18 protein-coding genes are annotated in these 17,706 nt (G+C 47.6%); 5 read left to right on the top strand and 13 right to left on the bottom strand.

Annotated features, from left to right (window positions below):
* Window positions 1-148: 148 nt before the first annotated feature.
* The 3 genes from V4C51_RS13905 to V4C51_RS13895 form a co-directional block, all read right to left on the bottom strand.
* Window positions 149-895: a YebC/PmpR family DNA-binding transcriptional regulator gene (locus tag V4C51_RS13905; RefSeq protein ID WP_330926781.1), complete on the bottom strand. Its 747-nt coding sequence runs from the start codon at window positions 893-895 to the stop codon at window positions 149-151.
* A gap of 225 nt (window positions 896-1,120) precedes the next feature.
* Window positions 1,121-2,902, bottom strand: a complete 1,782-nt coding sequence (aspS, locus tag V4C51_RS13900; RefSeq protein ID WP_330926780.1) for an aspartate--tRNA ligase — start codon at window positions 2,900-2,902, stop codon at window positions 1,121-1,123.
* Between the two features lie 457 nt (window positions 2,903-3,359).
* Window positions 3,360-3,560 carry a hypothetical protein gene (locus V4C51_RS13895; RefSeq protein ID WP_330926779.1) on the bottom strand — a complete coding sequence of 67 codons (201 nt, stop codon included), beginning with the start codon at window positions 3,558-3,560 and terminating at the stop codon, window positions 3,360-3,362.
* Between V4C51_RS13895 and V4C51_RS13890 the strand changes: the two genes are divergently transcribed.
* The 5 genes from V4C51_RS13890 (at window position 3,551) to V4C51_RS13870 (ending at window position 8,552) form a co-directional block, all read left to right on the top strand.
* Window positions 3,551-4,825, top strand: coding sequence for an OprD family outer membrane porin (locus V4C51_RS13890; RefSeq protein ID WP_330926778.1), 1,275 nt, complete (start codon window positions 3,551-3,553; stop codon window positions 4,823-4,825). The two genes, V4C51_RS13895 and V4C51_RS13890, sit on opposite strands and share 10 nt — an antisense overlap.
* A 607-nt stretch (window positions 4,826-5,432) precedes the next feature.
* Window positions 5,433-5,957, top strand: coding sequence for a CvpA family protein (locus tag V4C51_RS13885; RefSeq protein WP_330926777.1), 525 nt, complete (start codon window positions 5,433-5,435; stop codon window positions 5,955-5,957).
* A 98-nt stretch (window positions 5,958-6,055) separates the two neighbouring features.
* A complete protein-coding gene (locus V4C51_RS13880) occupies window positions 6,056-6,226 on the top strand; it encodes a hypothetical protein (RefSeq protein ID WP_330926776.1) in 171 nt (56 codons plus the stop codon).
* A 37-nt stretch (window positions 6,227-6,263) separates the two neighbouring features.
* The gene (purF, locus tag V4C51_RS13875; protein WP_330926775.1) at window positions 6,264-7,775 is read left to right on the top strand and encodes an amidophosphoribosyltransferase; all 1,512 of its coding nucleotides are present in this window, start codon (window positions 6,264-6,266) and stop codon (window positions 7,773-7,775) included.
* Window positions 7,776-8,177: 402 nt separating this feature from the next.
* Window positions 8,178-8,552, top strand: a complete 375-nt coding sequence (locus V4C51_RS13870; RefSeq protein ID WP_330926774.1) for a hypothetical protein — start codon at window positions 8,178-8,180, stop codon at window positions 8,550-8,552.
* Window positions 8,553-8,669: 117 nt separating this feature from the next.
* Here V4C51_RS13870 and V4C51_RS13865 read toward each other — a convergent pair whose 3' ends face one another.
* The 10 genes from V4C51_RS13865 to mnmH all read right to left on the bottom strand — a co-directional run bounded on the left by V4C51_RS13865 (window position 8,670) and on the right by mnmH (window position 17,585).
* Complete coding sequence (locus V4C51_RS13865) at window positions 8,670-8,990, bottom strand: VOC family protein (protein WP_330926773.1); 321 nt, start codon at window positions 8,988-8,990, stop codon at window positions 8,670-8,672.
* Window positions 8,991-9,114: 124 nt separating this feature from the next.
* Entirely contained in the window at window positions 9,115-9,600 is a 486-nt protein-coding gene (locus V4C51_RS13860) for a cupin domain-containing protein (RefSeq protein ID WP_330926772.1), read from the bottom strand.
* 183 nt (window positions 9,601-9,783) lie between these two features.
* Window positions 9,784-10,317: a hypothetical protein gene (locus tag V4C51_RS13855; RefSeq protein ID WP_330926771.1), complete on the bottom strand. Its 534-nt coding sequence runs from the start codon at window positions 10,315-10,317 to the stop codon at window positions 9,784-9,786.
* A 200-nt stretch (window positions 10,318-10,517) separates the two neighbouring features.
* Window positions 10,518-10,679, bottom strand: coding sequence for a hypothetical protein (locus V4C51_RS13850; RefSeq protein WP_330926770.1), 162 nt, complete (start codon window positions 10,677-10,679; stop codon window positions 10,518-10,520).
* 919 nt (window positions 10,680-11,598) lie between these two features.
* Window positions 11,599-12,102, bottom strand: a complete 504-nt coding sequence (locus tag V4C51_RS13845; RefSeq protein ID WP_330926769.1) for a hypothetical protein — start codon at window positions 12,100-12,102, stop codon at window positions 11,599-11,601.
* A gap of 685 nt (window positions 12,103-12,787) precedes the next feature.
* Entirely contained in the window at window positions 12,788-12,994 is a 207-nt protein-coding gene (locus V4C51_RS13840; protein ID WP_330926768.1) for a cold-shock protein, read from the bottom strand.
* Window positions 12,995-13,418: 424 nt separating this feature from the next.
* Window positions 13,419-14,012 (bottom strand): DUF938 domain-containing protein, encoded by a 594-nt coding sequence (locus tag V4C51_RS13835; RefSeq protein WP_330926767.1) that lies wholly within the window; start codon window positions 14,010-14,012, stop codon window positions 13,419-13,421.
* Window positions 14,013-14,240: 228 nt separating this feature from the next.
* Window positions 14,241-14,861 carry a chalcone isomerase family protein gene (locus V4C51_RS13830; protein ID WP_330926766.1) on the bottom strand — a complete coding sequence of 207 codons (621 nt, stop codon included), beginning with the start codon at window positions 14,859-14,861 and terminating at the stop codon, window positions 14,241-14,243.
* 284 nt (window positions 14,862-15,145) lie between these two features.
* On the bottom strand, window positions 15,146-16,297 hold the full coding sequence (locus tag V4C51_RS13825) for a MalY/PatB family protein (protein WP_330926765.1): 1,152 nt from the start codon (window positions 16,295-16,297) through the stop codon (window positions 15,146-15,148).
* A gap of 61 nt (window positions 16,298-16,358) precedes the next feature.
* Entirely contained in the window at window positions 16,359-17,585 is a 1,227-nt protein-coding gene (mnmH, locus tag V4C51_RS13820; protein WP_330926764.1) for a tRNA 2-selenouridine(34) synthase MnmH, read from the bottom strand.
* Window positions 17,586-17,706 lie beyond the last annotated feature (121 nt).

The following is a 17,706-nucleotide window of genomic DNA, read 5'->3' as shown; positions in this document are numbered from 1 at the left end:
CTCGAAAGCATAAGTCCGACAGGCTCCTAGCCACCCATAAAAGCTGCCTGTTTTCCACTTCTCTTCGTTACATAACACCACTATGTTTCTCAGAGTTATTCAGAAAATCAAAAAGCAGGTGGCTTGTCACAAAGGGTCTGAACAGTGTCTAAATCAGCTGTGCCATCACGTCCGCTGGAATATCCGCATTGGTGTAAACATTCTGCACATCGTCAAGATCTTCCAGGCGGTCCACCAGCTTCATGACTTTTTCCGCGCCATCGAAATCCAGTGCTACCCGCGTTGCCGCAATCATGGCGACTTCGCCACCGGCGGGCTTCAGGCCAGAAGTTTCCAGGGACTCTTTTACCGCCATAAAGTCTGTCCATCGCGTCAGTACTTCAACGGAACCGTCATCGTTGCTGATCACATCTTCAGCACCGGCTTCCAGTGCTGCTTCCATGATGGCCTCTTCATCAGCACCTTGTTCAAAATAGATCTGCCCTTTTTTGCTGAACAGGTAAGCTACCGAGCCATCAGTGCCCAGATTACCCCCGTGCTTTGAAAAAGCATGGCGGACTTCAGCAACGGTACGGTTGCGGTTATCGGTCAGGCATTCAACCAAAACGGCAATACCACCGCTGCCATAGCCTTCATAAACCACGGCCTCCATATTGGTGTCTTCGCCACCACCGGCACCGCGGGCAATGGCACGATTAATGGTATCGCGGGTCATGTTAGCCCCGAGAGCCTTGTCAACAACCGCACGCAAGCTGGGGTTATCGTCAACATTCGCTCCCCCCTGCTTGGCGGCGACAACCAGCTCACGAATGATTTTTGTGAAAATCTTACCGCGCTTGGCATCCTGTGCTGCCTTGCGGTGTTTAATATTGGCCCATTTACTGTGACCTGCCATGGAAACAACCTCGTTTTAGGTCACCAGCTCGGCGGACGCTGGTGAGATTGCTAGGAGCCTTTCCGAGAATAGACTACCCTACTGCGGTTGCGATAAATGGGTCTAAAAATTCCTGCTTCTTCGTCAAATAGCCCCACTATTATCCTCAGAAGCAGAAATTTTTATCCTCAATTTCTCGTAATCCTCGCTACGGGCGCTATTCTCGGTCAGGCTCCCAGGGATTTATCAGTGACTGGTTGCCGATGCCGGGTCGCGACGAATACGCAGGTTCAAATCCCGTAGCTGGGTGGCATCCACCTGCCCCGGTGCCCGGGTCAGCAGACAGCCGGCAGACTGGGTTTTTGGAAAAGCAATCACTTCACGGATATTGTCAGTGCCGCACAATAACATCACCAGTCGATCCAGACCGAATGCCAGACCGCCATGGGGTGGCGCGCCAAACCTGAGGGCATCCAGTAAGAAGCCAAATTTTTCCTTTTGCTGGGCTTCATCAATATTCAGCAAGCGAAATACCGCTTCTTGCATCGCCTGCTGGTGAATACGGACAGAACCCCCGCCGACTTCATAGCCATTTAAGACAATGTCATAAGCGCGGGACAGGGCTTCCATTGGCCTGGCTTCGAGCGCTTGCGGTGTGCAGGTGGGTGCGGTGAATGGGTGATGTAACGCGGTCATGTTCCCTTTTTCGTCAGCTTCAAACATGGGGAAGTCTATAACCCACAGGGGCGCCCATTCTTTGGTATACAGGTTAAGGTCAGCGCCAATCTTGCAGCGCAATGCCCCGAGGGCCTCATTGACAATGTTGGCCCGATCGGCCCCAAAGAAAACAATATCGCCATTTTGAGCACCAACGCGCGTCATAATCCGCATGCTAACATCCTCACCGAGGAACTTGATGATGGGCGACTGCAAACCATTGGCACCATTTTCCAGGGCATTGACTTTTATCCAGGCCAGCCCTTTTGCTCCGTAAATGCCGACAAATTTGGTGTACTCATCAATCTGCTTGCGGCTCAGCTCAGCACCACCTGTCACCTTCAGGGCAGCCACCCGGCCTTTTGGATCGTCTGCCGGGCCTTTGAAGACCTTAAAGTCAACACGGGCCATCAAGTCAGCGACATCCACCAGTTCCAGGGGAATTCGCAGGTCCGGTTTATCGGAGCCGAAGCGACTCATGGCCTCGGCAAATGTCATATGGGGAAAGTCACCGAGTTCAACACCTTTGATCTCTTTGAGGAGTTTTTTCACCAACCCTTCTGCCAGTCCCATAATCTGCTCTTCTTCCATAAAAGAGGCTTCCATATCAATCTGGGTAAATTCAGGCTGACGGTCAGCGCGCAGGTCTTCATCACGGAAGCACTTAACGATCTGGTAATAACGGTCAAAGCCAGACACCATCAGTAACTGTTTGAATAGCTGTGGCGATTGTGGCAAAGCAAAGAAGGAACCGGCATGGGTGCGACTGGGCACGAGGTAGTCACGCGCGCCTTCTGGCGTTGCCCGGGTGAGCGCAGGTGTTTCAATATCAAGAAATCCATGTTCGTCCAAATAGCGACGAACGGTCTGGCTTATCTTGCTGCGCAGAATCAGCTTCTCCTGCATTTCCGGGCGACGAAGATCCATATAGCGGTGTCTCAGGCGAATATCTTCACCCACATCGGTGTATTCATCAATCTGGAACGGTGGCGTCTGCGCGCTGTTAAGAATTGCCAGCCGCTGACCAAGCACTTCGATCTCACCGGTAGTCATAGCCGAATTGACGGTGCCTTCCGGGCGGGGGCGGACTTTACCCGTGATTTTCAGTACGTACTCACTGCGGACTTTGTCGGCCAGGGCAAAGGCCTCTTCCGTATCGGGGTCAACGACAACCTGGGTGATTCCCTCCCGGTCACGCAGGTCCAGGAAAATGACGCCACCGTGATCACGACGGCGATGCACCCAACCACAAAGGGTGACCTCCTGCCCGTCATGGGAAAGGTTCAGTTCGCCGCAATAATGGCTGCGCATAATATACCTCAAAACAAGGGAAAAATGGGTCTCCAGCACCCCTGAAGGACTGCTGGTTCTTTAGCGACTGGTTGGCGCGCTTGTGCTGCCACTGTCAGCGCTACTGCTTTTTTGTCGGACAGTGATGATCACTGGACGCAAGGCTCTTCTTTTTACCACCTTTACAATCCGTTTCATACCAACCACTGCGTTTAAACCGAAATGCAGGGGCGCTTAACCGTTTTTTCAGGGGCTGATCATCACGGTTCGTTCAATCAGTCAATATTGGATTACGGTTTTTTCAGACTCTTTGACGACTATCATCGCAGTGGTCACGCTGATACGGGTCGATGACATAACACGACTATTACCGAGGGGCGTTTTCAGGTCAAAAGAATCTGACATTTCTTAGTTAAAAAACAAGCTAGCATACCATGCAATGGTTTTTTCGCGACAAAAAAGTCACTGTTTTTCAGATTTAAATCAATAAAGTGGTTACTTTCCCGTCTGTGTAGGTATTTTGTCGTTTCTTTGTTATTTTTTTTATGGAAGACTTTTCCTTCATTTTAAGACTGCCAGCGAAGGCAGCCATTAATACAACAAGTGAATAACAAGGCGGAAAGGAGAGACCTGCCGCCGTTGCCAACAATAATGCCTCAGGGGATTTTAATGAAGTCATTTGCTTTGACTGCAATGAGTACAGCTATTTTGGCTGCTGCATCCAGCGTAACCCATGCTGATTTTATCGACGATAGCACCTTTGACATTCAACTACGGACCGCTCATTTCAACTCCAATGACGGTAGTGATAGTTGGAGTCAGACCTCAGAGGGTATTCAGTTAAACTATAAATCGGGCTATTTTGCTGACATCATAGGTTTTGACGCGTCTTATTACGGTGCCGTGGGTCTGGACCACTCAGGTGTTGACCCTTACTCTACCAGTTATGACCGTGGTCAGCTGCTGACGAAAGACCATTCAGGCTACCACAAGCTTGGTCAGGCCTTTGTTAAAGTGAAAGCCGGTGATCAAAGCCGCGGTGTCTATTCCCAGATCGGGTATATGCGTGGAAAAAATGGCGGTATCGGCGGTTCCAGCTCCCGAAGCACACCTTCGAGTTACCGCGGGGCACTGGTTGAAGGGTACCTGATGGATGGCTGGATGGTGCATGGTGGCTACTACGACGGCATCGGCCAGCGTACCGAAGCCAGCTGGGATGACTTATACACGCAATCAAAAGAAAAAATTGATTATGTCTGGCAGGTAGGTTCAGTGTATGACGTGAATAACTGGCGGGCTGAAGGCTTTTATCTGGAGTCCGAGGCGTATAGCAAGCAGTTTTCCGGCACCCTGGCTTACACCTTTAACCTGGGTCATGATGCAACACTGATGTTTGAGGGTATGTATCACGGAGCCAGGGAGAATGGTGAAAAATGGGACAACCTGGGCTTCAAAGAAGAAGCCAATCATTACACGTTTACCACTGAGTACGGCAACAATGGTTTTACCGGGACGCTGATCTACGGTTACACCGAAGCGCGTCAAGACGGTGAGATGGGAACGCTGGATGATCGCTTTGCCTATAATGACTACGGCAGCTCTCCGAGCCGCATCGGTTACCTGGTAGGTAACTTCTGGTATGACGGTGAAAAGGTCTGGCAGGCAGAAGTCGGTTATGATTTTGGTCATATGGGTCTGGACGGGTTTAATGCCACCGTCGGCTATATTTACGGCTCAGATATGAATGACCCCTCCGAAAATCAAATGGAGAAAGAAACAGAGGTATTTACAGAACTGGTGTATGCTTTTGCCGACAGCTCACCCCTGAAGGGCGTCTCTTTGACCATGCAGAAGGGCTGGGGAGAAACGAAATACGCGAACGCGCCTGATGTAACGGCGAATGATCTTCGCGCTTATATTGATTACTCAATCAGTATTTTTTAAACCGTTAATGCCGTCTGTTTATCGGGCCTGTCATTGACAGTTTTCCCCAGTCCGGTCACTGGCTGGGGGCAGGCGGCTGCCACTGAGAAGCAGTCTTAAACGTCATGCTCCTACTGCGGCTACGATAAATGGGTCTAAAAACCCGCTTTTGTTCGTCAAATAGTCCCGCTATTCTCCTCACAAAAGCGACTTTTTATCCGCCATTTCTCGCGGTCCTCGCTACGGGCAGATTTTTAAGACTGCTTCGCGACAAGGATGCAAAAAGCCATAACAAAGCGATAAAACGCTTTTTTAGCACTGCCTGGTGGGGCGATCAAATCCCCCATTCAGGGGTGTCTTTTCACTTAAACCAACACCCACTTCTTTCTGGTACCCAATGGGAGCGCTCTGGTCAGTTCAAAGAAGTGGTACTGTATTGAAAGGTGTCGCATTTTTATCTCAAACTCAGGCGAATACGGGTGTTGCCACGAAATGAATTGATCAGAGTATGGCGAAAAAATGGGCTAATCCTTGTGGGGGGGCTGTATCGCCCGGAGGGTATTATGCCATACTCTGTGATTAACATTATGCCGTTTAAAGAAAGCCTACTGAAACGAGGGTATAATACGTGAGTTTTACCTGGGTAGACTGGGTGATTACTGCAGTGATATGCGTCTCTGCAGTCATCAGCCTGAGGCGAGGGTTTTTCAGGGAGGTCATGTCGCTGATGACCTGGCTGCTGGCTGCTTTTGCCGCATGGACCTTTGGCGATAATCTGGCGAACCACCTGATCGATTATATTGAGACACCCTCCATCCGTAAGATGGTGGCGACGGCGTTACTTTTTGTCGCTATCTTGATGGTGGGAGCAATGATTAACCGGTTTATTGTGGGCCTGGTGCAGGCTACCGGCTTAACCGGGACTGACCGCGCGCTGGGTGTCATCTTCGGTGCTTTGCGTGGCTGTTTGCTGGTTGTTATTTTGCTGGGGTTGATGAAAATCGCGCCACTGGAGCAAGACAATGCCTGGAAAAATTCGGTACTATTACCGCATTTTCTGATGTTGGCAGATTGGTCAAAGGAAACCCTCATTGAGATTGTTGAGCCTTTGCTCGACAATCTCGACAATAATTCGCTTAATGACACTGTTTAGTTATTAACTATTTAGTTATTAAATAGTTGCTTGTTGCTCTCTTTACAGGCCTTGCTAGTTGCAGGGCATCTAAGACGGCTTCTGTGGGAGGTGGTACAGTGAAAAATAGACCAACACCCGTCCCTGTAAAGACAGTCGTCCACTGTTGTGGTGGGTCGTTACCTTCGCGGGAAGGGCAGTTTATTGGTCAATGTTGTCATGCTACTATTTTAAACGGTTTCTTGCTGGTTAAGGGCAATCAATGGGTAGTCTCTGTGCCGGGTGCGTAGGGCGGTGGACTACGATCACATTTGAGGAAGTGTGTTCATGTGTGGAATTGTTGGAATTTCTGCTGTGGTCAATGTCAATCAGCTGTTGTTTGATGCGCTGACCGTACTCCAACACCGAGGGCAGGATGCCGCAGGTATGGTAACGCTGGATAACAACCGGTTTTTCCTGCGTAAAGATAATGGGCTGGTCAAAGATGTCTTTCGTACCCGGCATATGGCACGTTTGCCTGGAAATACAGGGATTGCCCATGTGCGTTATCCCACAGCCGGAACATCCAGTTCAGCAGAGGCCCAGCCATTTTATGTGAACTCACCTTACGGGATCGCGCTGGCTCATAATGGCAACCTCACCAACGCAGAGGCTATTAAGTACTCTCTGTTCTCCAGTGACCGTCGGCATATCAACACCCATTCAGACTCTGAAATCCTGCTGAATGTTTTTGCCCATGAAGTCTCTAAAACGGACAAGCAGACACTGGCGGCGAAGGATATTTTTCAGGCTATTACGCGAGTGTACGGTCGTTGTGAAGGGGGCTATGCGGTTATTGCAATGATCAATGGTCATGGCATTGTTGGTTTTCGTGATCCCCATGGTATTCGTCCTCTGGTGTACGGTAAACGACAAAGTGGAGATACCGTTGAGTACATGATCGCCTCTGAATCTGTGGCTCTCGATGCCCTGGGCTTCACGCTTGCGCGGGATGTAGCGCCTGGCGAAGCGGTTTATATTGATCAATGGGGTAAACTGGAAACCTTTCAATGTGTGCCCGGAATAAAAACGCCGTGCATGTTTGAATATGTCTATTTAGCCAGGCCCGACTCTATTATTGATGGTATTTCTGTGTACCAGTCCCGTCTGCGTATGGGGCAGACTCTGGCCAATAAAATTTTACGAGAATGGCATGACCACGATATTGATGTGGTCATGCCCATTCCCGATACCAGTCGTAACTCCGCGCTGGAGCTGGCAACGCGTCTGGGGTTGCCTTACCGTGAAGGTTTCGTGAAAAATCGCTATATTGGCAGAACCTTTATTATGCCGGGTCAGGCAGTACGCAAAAAATCAGTCAAGCAAAAGCTTAATGCGATCAGTCAGGAGTTTTCCGGTAAAAGCGTGTTGCTGGTGGATGACTCTATTGTGCGGGGCACTACCTGCCAGCAGATCGTTGAAATGGCACGCGAGGCCGGGGCTAAAAAAGTGTATTTCTGCTCAGCAGCGCCTGCCATCCGTTATCCGAATGTTTATGGTATTGATATGCCCACCTGTGATGAGTTGATTGCCCATGATCAAACGGAGGCAGAAATTGAACAGCTGATTGATGCTGATGGTTTACTGTATCAGGAGCTGGACGATTTAAAAAAAGCGGTATCGTCGCTGAAACCCGAGATTAAGGCGTTTGAATGTTCAGTGTTTGATGGACAGTATGTTACCGGTGGGATTGATCAGAGTTATCTGGATCAACTGGCTAGCCAGAGAAGCCGTCACTCACGGGGTACTGAGCACGGTGGCTCGTTTGTGGATCTGTATAATGAGGATGAAAATACCTGATACTCAATGCCTGAGTTTTCTCTGACTGAATAAAATAAACAGATAACAGATAACAGATAACAGATAACAGATAACAGATAACAGATATGTTAATTTTTAGCTCTGAATCGAAGCCTGGGCTAGCTAATCTCAGATCAAAGTGCTTAAACTGTGATGTCATATCTACACGTACTTCTCATAAGGTGCTGATATATTTTGGCTTTGAGTAAGAAATGCCACTTTCTTATCATCTACAGGAAAGATCAATATTAACGTCATCGTTTATGCGGGGCTTGAGGTCTGAATGGCTTCTAACGCTTGTTTAAGCTGCCGAACGTCAGCAAGGTTGGGGGGCGAAACCGAGCTTGATGTAGTTGTTATGCCTAAACTCATAACTCTATACAGTCTATGGAAATGATGAAAGTGAAAAAATTATTTACGACCTTTTTGTTTCTTTCTGTTTTTTTTCAAACCATAAAAGCAGCGGAGTGTCCTCACCCGGAGAACAGTGTTTGTTTCTGTAAGCTTATAAAAAAAGCAAGTGACATAATAGGTGTACAATGTCATCTGCTCAATATGTTACCAAGCGTGCATGGTGAACCAAAAAATTGTCCATCAGTACAACAACTCTTCTTGCAGCAAGCTAGACTGCAAAATGGATTAAGTTATGAGTTTAATCAATTACTATTGAGTCAACAGCTACCGCCACCTGATCAATTTGTTAAATTGAGCATATTGCTCATTTTTCAGATGCAACTTCAAATGTCAATAATAAAAAATTGGGATAAGCGCCATTAAAAGGTATAACTTTGCGCATCAGCGCGCGAGGGATTTTTATTTTATGGCGCGATAATTGTGCGCGTAGCGCAAACGCACCATAAGGTAAAGGGGACGAGTCCGGCTGCATGCGCCTTGTTATGGGTCTCTTTGATAGCGCATTAATTCAATGGGTGCGCCGTTGACTTCAATGAACGCCACGGTAAGCCCTTCACTTGGCGAGTTTGGCTCAATAATAATCTTTTGATCACGAAGTGCTTTTTCAAGATCATCGACCTCAAACGCAACGTGTGGAACTGATTTAACAAGATCGGGGTAGGGCGCTTCTTCCCAGTATCTCTGCCATTGGATACCAAAGGGATTATTTTCGTGATCTGATACAGTCATTTTAAGGTGGGGCAGATCAATCTCTCCCTCAAATGACCCTGTTGTAGGAATTCCAATATGGTTGAACTTCATGCTTTACTCCTGATAGATACCGTCTCGGTAAATGGCGGTTTTGGAAGTGATTGTTCTTATGGCATGCTCTTTGGCCAAAAAAACAACGGAAACCGTCTATTCTGACCGGCTTGTCAGGCTCCTATTATTGCTCCAAATCTTCGTAGTCTTCCACGTGGAACCGAGGCGTACAAATCACTAAAAATACCAGGTCGTCTTTACCGATATTCTCGATTCTCTGTTTACACATAGGCGGAATAATTACCACATCACCAGAAACCACTACCTGTGCGGGTTCATCCCCCACCTCAACACTACCTTTACCACTGACGATGCGGTAGCGCTCAGTAGAACGCTTTAATCTATGCCAGCAGGTGGTAGTGCCGGGCTCGACCCGCGCGCGAGCAATAGAAACATCTCTGTCAAAAGAAGAATTTGAAGATTCCAGGATATAGCATCTTTCATCCGTATAAAATTCTTCGTTATCATCTGGACGAATTATTTTTCCAGCCATGGAATCCTCAACCTTCAATAACGTGTGACGCCGTCGGCTTGAGCGCCTTACTATGTGGCTACTTGCCGCCGCTAATATATAGGCTGCCACTATAGCATGTGGAGTTTTTGCATCCAAACCTGAATGCTAGCGTTTAGGAGCCTGTCGGACTTAAGACAATTTCGGCCTGAAATCCAGAAAGTGCGGCCAGAATTTTATGCTCGAAAGCTTAAGCCCGACAGGCTCCTGGCAACGTCAAACTTATGCGTGTCCTTTGATTTTTTTTATTTTTTTTCTTAATTCAGCAGCTTGTTTCCCGTCTTATTCAAACTCAAAGTGACTTCCTTTCAATGAAACAGCGACTTTTGCAACACCCTCGTCGTCGTCAATATAAGAGGAATGCTGAGTCTGTTTGTTGGTAACAGTGAGATGTTTATCCACATCATAAACGGAGCAAAATTGATCACCGCCTTCAAGAACAGTGAAGTTTTGGTGGTTTCTGATTTTAAAAGAGTAACCACCACATTCAATTTCCATGGATATATCAGGACCATGGCCAGAACTCTGGTGCGCCCACCAAGAGACGTTAGTATGTTTAGCTATTATTTCGTCAGAGTTAGGTGGTCTCTCATACCATACACCATAAGTAAGAGTAGATTTTTTTATTTTGCAGGCATATTTGGTATCGTTATAAAAATCTATTTCCAAAGTGCCTCCTCCTGGAGCCCAATTAGCTTTAAGATTGGTAGTGTTAACAAAATCTATTTTCGGGCTTCTTGAGTCTGAAGCAAAACCAGAGTGTGTAAGAAGTATTGTAGAGATGAAGGTTGCGACACCTAATAGTACTCTATCCATTCTGCTTACCTCGTACAATAAAATTGTCACTGTTTATACACTTGCTCAGGCAGCAAAAACAGCCACGTATTATTACCATCTACAGCTTATGCAGAATAAATTCCCGCATTGTGCCATAGGGTGATGCTTAACAACGAATGAGCATAACACTTCGCATTGGCATACTGTGTGCGGGTTCGGAAAAATTACCATGAACCCCATCACCGTAATGGTAGATACGAAAGTGTATCCATGATGCCCTTTTTGTCAATGATGCGATCCTTAATGGTATCAATATCATCTTTTTCACCCAAGCGCTTGTGGATGGAGACAATGCCTGTAAGGGCGCGCGTCGCAGGTTGGCCCACGAGTGATTGTGTCACTTGAATCACACAGTGTCGTAAAGTTCGCTACGATCCATTAGTTGGTCAGGAGGTAGCGCCTTGGGTAATGGAGAATCTGCAAGATAGCCTCTGAGTCATTACAGAATTCAAGGGCATGGCTTTTGAAACGTTTGACCATTGCCGTAATGCAGTTGATAAAGGATTGGAATACACATCATTGTAGAAAGTAGACTATTTTTGCAAGTTATGCCTTCCAGAGTCTCCTTCAATATGGAATGAGCCTGCATAACTGAGCTTATCGTTCAAAAATAAAAAGGATACCCCTCTTTTTCAGCTCCCATCTTTCTCAGCTGAGATAGTTATGGGTGTCCTATTCCTCATGTCCTATTCCTCTATTCTTCCCTGGGCGTTACGCTAGGAGGCTGACCGAGAATAGACTGCCCTACTGCGGTGGCAGCAAATTGGTCTAAAAAGTCGTAAATTTTTAGCAAATAGAACCACTATTCACTAAAAATTTCCGACTTTTTATCCTCAATTTTCTGCCATCCTCGCTACGGGCGCTATTCTCGGACAGCCTCCTAGGCATTAACGACGAGCGGACGATTGAGGCACTGAAAATGGCGGAGTATGAAACGTTTGGCAGCCTGAAGATGGTAGCGCTATCATGATGCTATATATGGAAGTTTACAACTGAAGATGCCCGGATAAAGTTAAGGCTTTACCCAACAACTAATTTGGAATGATGTACTAGTGCAAACAAACGTTGATATACATACAACTATCACTTTGGTCACTCCTGCGAGGGCGGGAGTCGATTTTCTGGTAGATTCCCGCCTTTGCGGTATTGCGGGAATGACGACTGTAGGGGTATTAGCCCTTAACAGCACCAGGCATAACAAGGAAAGGGTGTGCTTCTGCCATTGCTGGTGAAGCCGCCGTTTAAAACAGGGCAACAGCTTCAAAAATAGTTGGAAAGCCAGCTTTTAACTTTTTCAGCAGCTTTAGACGCACTTTGAGTCACTCGCTTACCAGCGGCTCGCCATTCGATTTTTCCTGAGACTTCTGGTTTCTTACATTCAGTATCATGGGCTATAGCGGCTTTTTCAGAAATAGTATGTGACTCAATATGTATACGCTGATGATCGTTTGTTGGCAGGCGCGGGTACCTGGCTAGCTCCTCTTTAATGGCCCTTAACTCAATTTGCTGGTTTTGAACAACCCCAATTAATTCACGCAGCAAATCCTGCGTTGCCTGGGTTTGCAAGTCCATTTGAAATGCGGGCTCAGGTTCAGGAGGGGGCTTGATTTCACCATACACACGAACCAGTTCTGAGGTGTCAATAAATTTTGTACCTTCCTCGTCAATTTGCGCGGAAATTTTTCCGCTGCTGATATGCGCATATAATGTCTTGCGATTTTTTCCAACCAGTACAGCCGCTTCAGATACCTTATGACGACTCATAGCTGCTCCCTGCGTAACGGGTAGTTTAGCTATTAGTTTAAAGAGTCTTCTTTGGAAGTCAAAATATGTATATACATTGACGTTTAAAGCTGAATTCAGGAGAAAAAGCCGTTGGTATTACCCATTTTTTATCAAATAGCGCAGGGTCAAAACCCCCACCAGAGCCTTAGCTTGGTGGAGGAAACAACCGCAGGCATTGCGAAGCTTTGCCTCGAAGGTTGTGTTGCTTAGGTGGCGTTCATTCGCCACCTGAAGCATGTGGAGCGAAGCGACATCCTTATTGACTCTTCAATGCCACGCCACTGACTTGACATCCTCCCCGGCGTGAACGACGGAGATTCCTGCTACCAGACGACGGCAATGCCCTGCTGCGGCGTATCCCTTACCAGTAGCGGTATACGCCTTATTCGACAATCTGCTCTACCTTTCGGATTGTTGAGATACACGGGCAGAAAGCGGAGGTATTTTACTTTTCCTGTCAGGTAGCGTAATCGCTGGAAACGCCTGACAGATAGAAAATACAACAAATGGCTTGCTTTGCAAGCCTCGCTTACATCCCCGCGCCAGAAGTACGGGGTTTTATGCGATTTCGATAAAAAAAGGCGAACCACAAGGGCTGCCTTTTTCGCATAGAGCAGATAAGAACATCATGTGTAACCCTGAAAACAGGGCCAGCACAAAACCCTTACAGGGGCTGAATATCTTCAGCCTGAGGGCCTTTCTGGCCTTGAGTTACAGTGAACTCAACTTTCTGGCCTTCAGCCAGAGTACGAAAACCTTCGCCTTTGATCTGACGAAAGTGCGCGAACACGTCAGGACCATTTTCCTGAGCGATGAAACCAAAACCTTTCTCGTCGTTGAACCACTTTACGGTGCCAGTAACTGTAGACATAGTTATTTCCTGAACATTCAGAAGAAGTAAAATAGCCTCTTTCTTATAAAAAGGCCGTTGAGCCAAAAGCGTTGCTACAACTTATGAAGAACAGAACGAGGCACAACCATGTAGAGCATCGATATCGTTTTGCATAAATCTGAGACGTACTTTCAAGCGATTCTTATTATATACCACTTTGGCGCTTAGGCAATGAATAGATGTAAAAGAGCTTGATATATTTTGAGAAATCACTCTGAAGATGGCCTTAAACTAGCTATAGTGACCAAAACAGGGTCATCATCCCTACAGCGGATCCCTTGCCCGACCTCCCTTTTTTGGCGGCAGACTACTCTAAAGGCTCACCAGCAGCAGCGTGTGGCAAAACAGAATAATGTTAATGGCGCCAAGGCGTTATATACTGCCTCACACCTTCAGACCGTCTTCAGGCACTTTCCCATACCAATAATCGGTTATTCGCAGGCATGGCATTATCTTCAACCAAATGCAGACCGGCCCGCTCAGCCAGGGCATTGACCTGTTCAAAGTCCCGAATGGCACACTCAGCCCCCTGGTCTTTTAACCACAGATCAAACCGCGCATTACTTTCACTGGTATAGTTGCCCTGGTAGTTAAACGGACCATAGGCAGCAAGGGTACCTTGTTGTCCCTGAAACAGAACGGGTATTTGTGAGAAAAAACACGTAACTGATTCCCATGACATTATATGCAATGTATTGGCAGTAAATACGGCATCCACAACCAGCTCAGGCCAGGAGGGTTGCTTTACATTCAACATCACGGGAGCCAGAAGATTAGCAGATGGTTCTGCTGCCAGCCAGGCGTTGATACCTTCAAGATTCTCTGATAGATCGCTGGTTTGCCACTGTAGATAAGGCAAGTGTCGTGCAAAATAGACGGCATGTTGACCGGTGCCACTGCCTATTTCCAGCACACCTTGCCGGTCAGAAAACACGCGGCGCAAGACGTCGAGAATTGGCTGACGGTTATTTTCACATGCCTGTGAGAATGGTTTCATGGTCGTCCCCATCGCGTTTATCAGGCGCAACTGGCTTGGGGTATTTTCTCACGCAAGCTCTGGTTTATCCACGCCCTTAAACACGAGCGTGGGTATACCCGTCACCTTTCAAACGGCTACTTTGTTGGCGGCGTTCGTTCGTCCCGGTTACCCCCTCTTTGCAGGCTACGGGTCTCACTTACTTGCCGCCACGTAGTAGCTTGAAATCCTTTGGCTATATAGCCCTTATCAGCCATTTAACATGGCTTTTTTCAGGTCACTGTCCGCAACCGTTTTACCCAACCAGGTGCCCAGAAGGGCTTTGCTAAAGTCATCACCTTTTATGTTGGCCAGTTTCTGACCATTTTTGAAAACATCTACCCCCTTCCCGGGAACCACCATCAAGATAAACTGATCACCTTTTTTGATGGCGTCTTTCTTGAAAACCGCTATAAAGCTGTCTAAACGATCACGAAAAGGCGCGACATTGTCATTAGTCGATTTTTTGAAGCCGTCTTCCACGGCATCGGCCATCTTTTCAGAAGAAATCAGGCCCGAGACAATATTCAACTTAACAGCGACCGGTGCCTTAATGTTGAGCACCTCGTCGGCATTGTTAGTTTTTTGTGTGGTGTAGAGTGCGCCAACGTACATATCCATAAAGAACTTGGTACGAATACCCGCGCCATTGAGGGTCAGCTTTTGATCTTCCATTACCAGTGTTCCTGGCACAGAAACACCCGCGAGAGTTTTTACGACAGTAGCCGATGAGACGGGTGTCTTTTTCTGTGCTTCTCCACTCGTATCAGCCAGCACCTGTAACGATGCGCTCATTAGTGCAGCAGCCAATAACATTGAAAAACTTTTCATACACTTCTCCAAGTCCTCAAAATACGGTGAACATCATACGCGAACATGCGTAAAATTTAGTTGTAGTTTTGTAACAACATTTTTGCAACCTATTCAGGTTTAGATTCAACATGGAGAGACAGGTTTTGCGCCATTGCTCCGCTTGTTATGGCCGCTTGTTATGGAAGGCTTTTTAACCTGAATTCAGATTAAAGCATCGAACAGCCAAAGATGCCTTTCTGGTGATCAACGTTTGACTACACTAACCTATTATTCCCTGTTTTTAATCAAACGACAAAATATATTTATCCTTGCGCGGCTACTGCTTTTGCCATCCGATCAACCGCTTTTTCCAGTAATTGTCGGCTACACCCGAAGTTAAGTCGTAAGTAGTTTTTATCTCCAAACTGAGCGCCAGGTGATAGCCCCACGCCTGCCTGCTCAAAAAAAGTCTGTGGGTTATCCAGTTGCAGGGCGCTGACATCGATCCATGCAAGGTAGGTGGCTTCCAGTGGCTTCATCCTCAATCCGGGAATCCCATTGATTGCCTTTACCAGGTAGTCGTGATTACCCCTCAGGTATGCCAGCAGGCTCCGTCGCCACGGCTCACCATGGCCATAGGCTGCCTTGGTGGCCGTGAAGCCAATCAGCATATTGTCCGGGTCAGGAACTATGCCTTTGCGGGTACTGTTAAAGCGCTGGCGTAGCTGTTCATTTGGAATGATCGCAAAGGCGCAGCCAAACCCGGCCAGGTTAAAGGTTTTAGACGGCGACATCAGTGTGATGGAGTGTTCCCGGGCATAATCACTGAGGGAAGCATAGGGTATATGCTGGCAGGTGTCATCAAGAATCAGGTCGCAATGCACTTCGTCAGAACAGACAACCAGCTGATGCTTCTGGCAGAACTGATTAATGGCTTCGAGTTCGCTACGGGTTAATACTCGACCATTAGGGTTTTGCGGATTGCACAGGAGCAGAAGGCGTGTGTCTTCCGTAATAGCGTGTTCCAGTGTCTCCATATCCAGTTGCCAGCGTCCATCCTTTTCGACCCATTGCACCAAAGCTGATTTGCGTCCACCCAGTTCAGGTGCCATCAAAAATGGGTAGTAGACGGGCACTGGCACAACCACCGTTTCGCCTTCTCTGGCGACGCTTCTGACAGAAATGTTCAAGGCTGTTACCAGCCCTGGCAGCCAGACGAGCCACTGTGGTTTAATTTTCCACTGATAAAGGTTGCGCATCCGTTCAACGACCAGTTGCTCCAGCTCCTGGTCAGGAACCGTGTAACCAAAGATACCATGATCAATACGCTGGCCCAGGGCTTCAATAATCTCGGGGGCAGCGCGAAAGTCTGTGTCGGCCACCCAAAGGGGGATGATGTCTTTGCCCTTGTATCGGTCCCACTTGAGGCTGGCGGTATTACTGCGGTCAATTACTGTATCAAAGCCCGTGTTCATACGTATCCTCCTCCTCCTGCTGTTGTTTATCGGGCGATCATACACGATAAATTCCGCCTGCTCATGGACTATCTGGCAGCGCGCTAAAATGCTGACAATAGGCTTCGATGGCCGAGCTGTTCCCTTTGAACAGAACAGGACTTTCCTTCTGTGCCAGTTGATAGTCGTACATAGGGTCATAATACTCACTGAGCAAGTCTTCAATCAGCGGGCGGTAGCCTGACAGGTCATTGTCCGACCGGTGCTGGTGGATGGCATTATCGAGCCTGTTGCTCATTTGCTGATAGCGTAAGCCACCGAGCCGACGGCGAATCCGGTACAGACTGTCTCTCAGATTCTCAAACAGTTGGTCAAGGGAGGTGCTTGTTTCCGAGCATTGTTCAAGGTCGTGATGGTCGTCAATAATGTATTCCTGCACACTAATGGTAACGCGTGTCGCCATGGATTCTTCGAGCAGTAACAACGGTGAAACTTGCATTTTTGCTTTCAGTGTGGGGGGCAAGCTGCACCTGCCGATCATTTTGCTCTCATCTTCAAGAATGACAGGTTGCTGAGGATTGTTGTGGTAGTGCTTGAGTAATGCGATGGCCAGGCGGTTTTCAAAGTTGATTTGAGTGGGCTGACCACCCACACGTCGGCCAAAGCTCGACCCCCGGTGGTTAGCTAACCCTTCGAGGTCAATGCTGCCGGGCAGTTGATTGAGCAGACGTGTTTTGCCGACACCGGTTTTGCCACTCAATACGACCATGGCGCAGTGTTCAATGGTGTGTTCGAGGGATTCAATCAAAAAGTGGCGCAGTGCTTTATAGCCCCCGTTAATAAGCGGATAGTCAATACCTGCTTCTTTTAACCAGCGCTGGGTTGTGTGAGAGCGCTCACCACCGCGGAAACAGTAAAGGTAGCCTTCAGGGTGCTGCCCTATAAATTGCTGCCACCGGTTCAGGCGCTGTTGCCGGATATCCGCGGTAGCCAGGGTATTGCCCAGGTTGACCGCCTCATCGTGCCCTTTTTGCTTGTAACAGGTGCCGATGATTTCACGCTGGCGATCATCTAATAACGGCAGGTTGGTGGCAGTAGGAAATGCGCCTTTGTTGAACTCTACCGGCGCACGCACATCCATAAGTGGAGTGTCGTGTAAAAAAAGACGGAGAAATAACTCGGTGTCGATGTTATCTATACACATGGAGGGTAATAATAGACTGAAAATTTGAGGGTAGTGTGTACCGGACGCTTCTGCCAATGCAAACCAGAAAGCGGTTGATGGTATATTGTGGAAATCGAAACCCATAAGAAGCGGTGTTGAAAGTCATGCTCCTAGGAGCCTGACCGAGAATAGCGCCCGTAGCGAGGATGGCAGAAAATTGAGGATAAAAAGTCGGAAATTTTTAGTGAATAGTGGTTCTATTTGC

The sequence above is a fragment of the Candidatus Sororendozoicomonas aggregata genome, assembly GCF_031528575.1.
Lineage (GTDB): Bacteria > Pseudomonadota > Gammaproteobacteria > Pseudomonadales > Endozoicomonadaceae > Endonucleibacter > Endonucleibacter aggregata.
Note: the sequence above shows the minus strand (reverse complement) of the source record. Positions and strands in the feature narration are given on the sequence as shown.